This window comes from Mesorhizobium sp. M4A.F.Ca.ET.020.02.1.1, assembly GCF_004022645.1.
Taxonomy (GTDB): domain Bacteria; phylum Pseudomonadota; class Alphaproteobacteria; order Rhizobiales; family Rhizobiaceae; genus Mesorhizobium.
Genome location: NZ_RZOI01000619.1, coordinates 1 through 3,682 on the forward strand (window position 1 = coordinate 1; position 3,682 = coordinate 3,682).

5 protein-coding genes are annotated in these 3,682 nt (G+C 65.9%); 2 read left to right on the forward strand and 3 right to left on the reverse strand.

The features are described 5' to 3' along the window. Window positions 1-23: 23 nt before the first annotated feature. Both EN742_RS27945 and EN742_RS27950 read right to left on the reverse strand, forming a co-directional pair. Window positions 24-893, reverse strand: coding sequence for an alpha/beta hydrolase (locus EN742_RS27945; protein WP_126057149.1), 870 nt, complete (start codon window positions 891-893; stop codon window positions 24-26). 44 nt (window positions 894-937) lie between these two features. Then, window positions 938-1,303, reverse strand: a complete 366-nt coding sequence (locus EN742_RS27950) for a VOC family protein (RefSeq protein WP_126057150.1) — start codon at window positions 1,301-1,303, stop codon at window positions 938-940. Between the two features lie 144 nt (window positions 1,304-1,447). Here EN742_RS27950 and EN742_RS27955 point away from each other — a divergent pair, with 144 nt between their 5' ends. Both EN742_RS27955 and EN742_RS27960 read left to right on the forward strand, forming a co-directional pair. Further along, the gene (locus EN742_RS27955; RefSeq protein WP_245455288.1) at window positions 1,448-1,768 is read left to right on the forward strand and encodes a hypothetical protein; all 321 of its coding nucleotides are present in this window, start codon (window positions 1,448-1,450) and stop codon (window positions 1,766-1,768) included. 56 nt (window positions 1,769-1,824) lie between these two features. Next, entirely contained in the window at window positions 1,825-2,712 is an 888-nt protein-coding gene (locus EN742_RS27960; protein ID WP_126057151.1) for an RNA polymerase sigma factor, read from the forward strand. Window positions 2,713-2,876: 164 nt separating this feature from the next. Here EN742_RS27960 and EN742_RS27965 read toward each other — a convergent pair. Beyond that, window positions 2,877-3,682 (reverse strand): NAD(+)/NADH kinase (locus EN742_RS27965; RefSeq protein ID WP_128333519.1); only part of this gene is annotated, 806 nt, incomplete at its 5' end.

Genomic DNA, 3,682 nt, shown 5'->3' on the forward strand with positions numbered 1-3,682 from the left:
CCGTACCAGGGTCAACCTGCGGACTAGGCTCCTACGCCGCCGAGCGCCAGATGCAAGGTCTCAGCGAAGCGATCGGGATAGTGCCCAAAACCCATATGGTCGCCGGGAAAGGCGGCGCGCTTGACACCGAGCCTGTCGGCCAGCGCCTTGCCCATGCCGTCGATCGGCTGGCCGACGGACTCTTCGCCGATACCGACTACGACAGCGGCGCCACGCAGCGCCTCGACGTCGGGACGGTACAGCGAGAGCGGCATGACGCCATGCGCCAGCCAGTATTCGAAATTGCTGCTGACGCGCGCAAAAGTCTCGGCCTCTTCGGGTGTCGGTTCAAACGGCGGCGGCGCATCCTGGGTCTCAGCATCGTTCGGCCCTGCTTCACCTTGATCCGGCCCTTCGGACAGGCCGTTCTCGCTGAAGAATTTCCGCATCGCCGCCCCGACGCCTTGGCTGCGATAGGTATCGTGCAGGTCGCGCATGCCGGCCAACGCATGCGACGGGTCGTCAAGCAACATCATGCTGGGCGGTTCGTGCGCCACCAGCGCCCGCACTTGGCCAGGATGGCGGGCGGCGAGATTGAGCCCGATCTGGGCGCCGCCGCTGGTACCGAACACATAGGCAGGCCCGGCGCCGAGCGCCTCGATCAGCCGCGCGGCATCGTCGCCATGGACATCGAGGTTCTGTTCCTCAGGCTGCTCGTCGAAGGTGCTGCGCGAATTGCCGCGCGGGTCGTAGGCGACCACCGTGTATCGGTCGGCGAGACGGCCAGCCAACCCGGCGAAAACACCGGCGTCCTGCGGTCCGCCGGGGATGATCAGCAGCACGGGGCCGGAGCCGGGCGTCTCGTAATACAGGCTGGCGCCCGGCACTTTCAGCGTCGACGATTGGAGGGTCATTCCATCTCTCCCGTTGCTTCTCAAGATTCGGTCTGGCGCGCCGGTCATTTGCCGGCGACAACCATGCGGTTGCCCTCGCTGTCGCGGAACTCGGCAACGGTGCGGCCAGGCTGCCACGGAGCTTCCTGAGGCTCGGTGATGATTTCGACGTCGCGCGCCCTCAACGCGGCGATTGTCGTTTCGACATCGCCATCGACCAGAACCAGCACTGGTTCGACCCCCGGCGCCTCATCGGCGCGTCTGATAAAATGCAGGTTGGTGACGGCGTCGGGAAATGCCAGCTCGATCCAGCGCCAGCCGCCGTCGCCCATCGGTTGGTCGGCTGCCACCTGGCAGGCGAAATGGTCGGTGTAGAACGCCTTGGCGCGGTCCTGATCGAATACCGGAAGTTCGGCAAACTGGATATGCATGATGTCTCTCCTCATCGCGGAGGCCGCCGCGCGGCCTCGACGGATGAAGGACGACGCAGATGCGCAAAAAGATTCGGAAACCCTGAGAATCTTTTCGATGCTGCGGAACGTCTTCTGTGTGCAAACCCAGAAAAGGAGATGACAATGGGCTACAGTCTCATCCGCTACGGCGTGAAGGATGAAAGCATCGCCGAAAACCGTATGCTGGTTGCAAAGGTGTTCGAGGCGCTCGACGAAACGAAGCCGCTATCCGTGCGCTACCTCGTTCTGGAGCTGGAGAATGGCGAGTTCGTGCATCTTGTCGGGTATGACAAGGACAGCGCCGCCCTGACCGGGCTCGACTCCTTCAAGACTTTCGGCGCCGACCACGCCGAGCGGCGGTCCGGCCCTCTCGCCAGATCGGCGGCAAAAATCGTCGGCAACTATCGTATGCTGGACAATGCCGTTGAGGCCATGCCGGCCTGACCTCAGTGCCGGCGCGGCCTTGGCGCCGTGCCGCAGCCTGCTCGGGAATGAACGCAATGATGTCATCGAAATTCGACCGGGCGGCGCTGGACGCGATGCTGCCCGGCCTGCGTCCGAAGCTGCACCGCTACGCAGCCCGCATGGCCGGCTCCGTCATCGACGGCGAGGACATCGTGCAGGAGACGGTGCTGAAGGCGCTGCAGGCGATCGACGGCAACGCCGCAGTCGACCGTCCGGAGCAATGGCTGTTTCGCATCGCCCACAATGCGGCGCAGGACCATCTGCGCCGCCGCCAGCGGGAGCGTTCCCGCTTAAGCGAGGCCGATATGACCGGAGTGGAAGACCTCTCCGCCAGCGCGGAGGCGAGGCTTGCGGCTGCCACCAGCCTGCGCACTTTCATGCAGCTCACTCTGCCGCAGCGCAGCGCCGTTATCCTGGTCGACGTGCTCGGCCTCAGCCTTTCCGAAACCTGCGAAGCGACGGGCGCGACGCTGGCCGCCACCAAGGCGGCGCTGCATCGCGGGCGGGCCGAGTTGAGGGCGTTGGCAGCAGCGCCGGAAGAAGCCGTCATGCCGGCGCTCGATGCCGACGACGAGCGGCGACTGCGCCACTACGTCGACCTGTTCAACGCGCGCGACTTCGACGCCGTCAGGGCGCTGATCGCCGAGGATATCCAGCTCGAAGTCGTCAACCGCACGCGTCTCAGAGGCAAGAAGCAAGCCTCGACCTATTTCGGCAATTACGACCGCGTCAGCGATTGGGTGCTCTCGCTCGGTTTTGTCGACGGCCGGCCGGCGATCCTGATCCGCGATCCGCGGACTCCGGACGGCGCGGTCCGCGGCTTCATGCTGGTCGAGTGGCGCGGCGAAGAGGTCGCGGCTATCCGCGATTTCCGCTACGCGCCCTACTGCCTGGCGGATGCGGATATCCGTCTGATCGACTGAACGGAAGCGAGGCGCCATCACTGCCCGAACAGGTCGGTGGGCATGCCGGATCGGGCCACTAGGCCGTACCGGGAAGGCAACGCAGGCGGGGCGGCCCCTAGGCCGTCCCGTCGAACTGGCTGGCTCCGACGCGGCGGCATCCACCTCGCGCCGACACCCGTCGGTCACTGATCGACGACCAGCCGTAGCGCCCGCGATGCCGGCTGCAGCTGGACCTGCCTGCCCCAGTCGAAGGCGATGAAATCCTGCTCGATGCCGTCGGCGAAGATGACGCCGCCGTCGTTCATCCGCGATGTGATCAGAAGCGGGTTCTCGGTGATCTTGCCGGCACGCAAATTGGTGGTCGTGGCGACGCTCGGAAACGGCTCGCGCACCCAGAAGCCCACCGCGTGCTCTTCGCGGCCGAGCGACAGGTCGAGATGCGTCGCTTCCATGATCGAGCGCGCCCAGCCTGTCGCGCCGGTGCCGGAGGCGACGATGAGGCCGCTGGAGGAATGGTTTTCCGCCTCGCCCCCGGCCTCGATCCGGTAACGGGCCGACTGGTGGCTACGGTGGCCTACGAAGATCTCGTTGAGCGCGAGGAGCGTTTCGCCTCCGTCGAGCTCGGCCTGAACCATGGTTCGCGCTTCGATGCCGACATTGCCGGCTATGCTGGCGGCGAGCAGCTTGCCCAGCCGGCCGACGCCGATGCGCACCAGCACACCGTCATAGAGATCCGGCGCCGGATTGACGCCGAGCACGGGCTGGCCGTCGAGGTACTTGGCGACATTGGCGACCAGCCCATCCTGTCCCACCGGCACGACAACGTCGTCGGCCGCGAACAGGAAACGGTCGAGGTGGGCGCGCTTGACCAAGGTCTGGCGCCAATCCGCCGGCACCGAGGCCCGTGCCGCGCCCAGCACGGCATGGAAGTTGTCGTGCCGGACCTCGACATCCTCGAGACGCTGGCCGCGCGTCTGCAGGAAGAAGC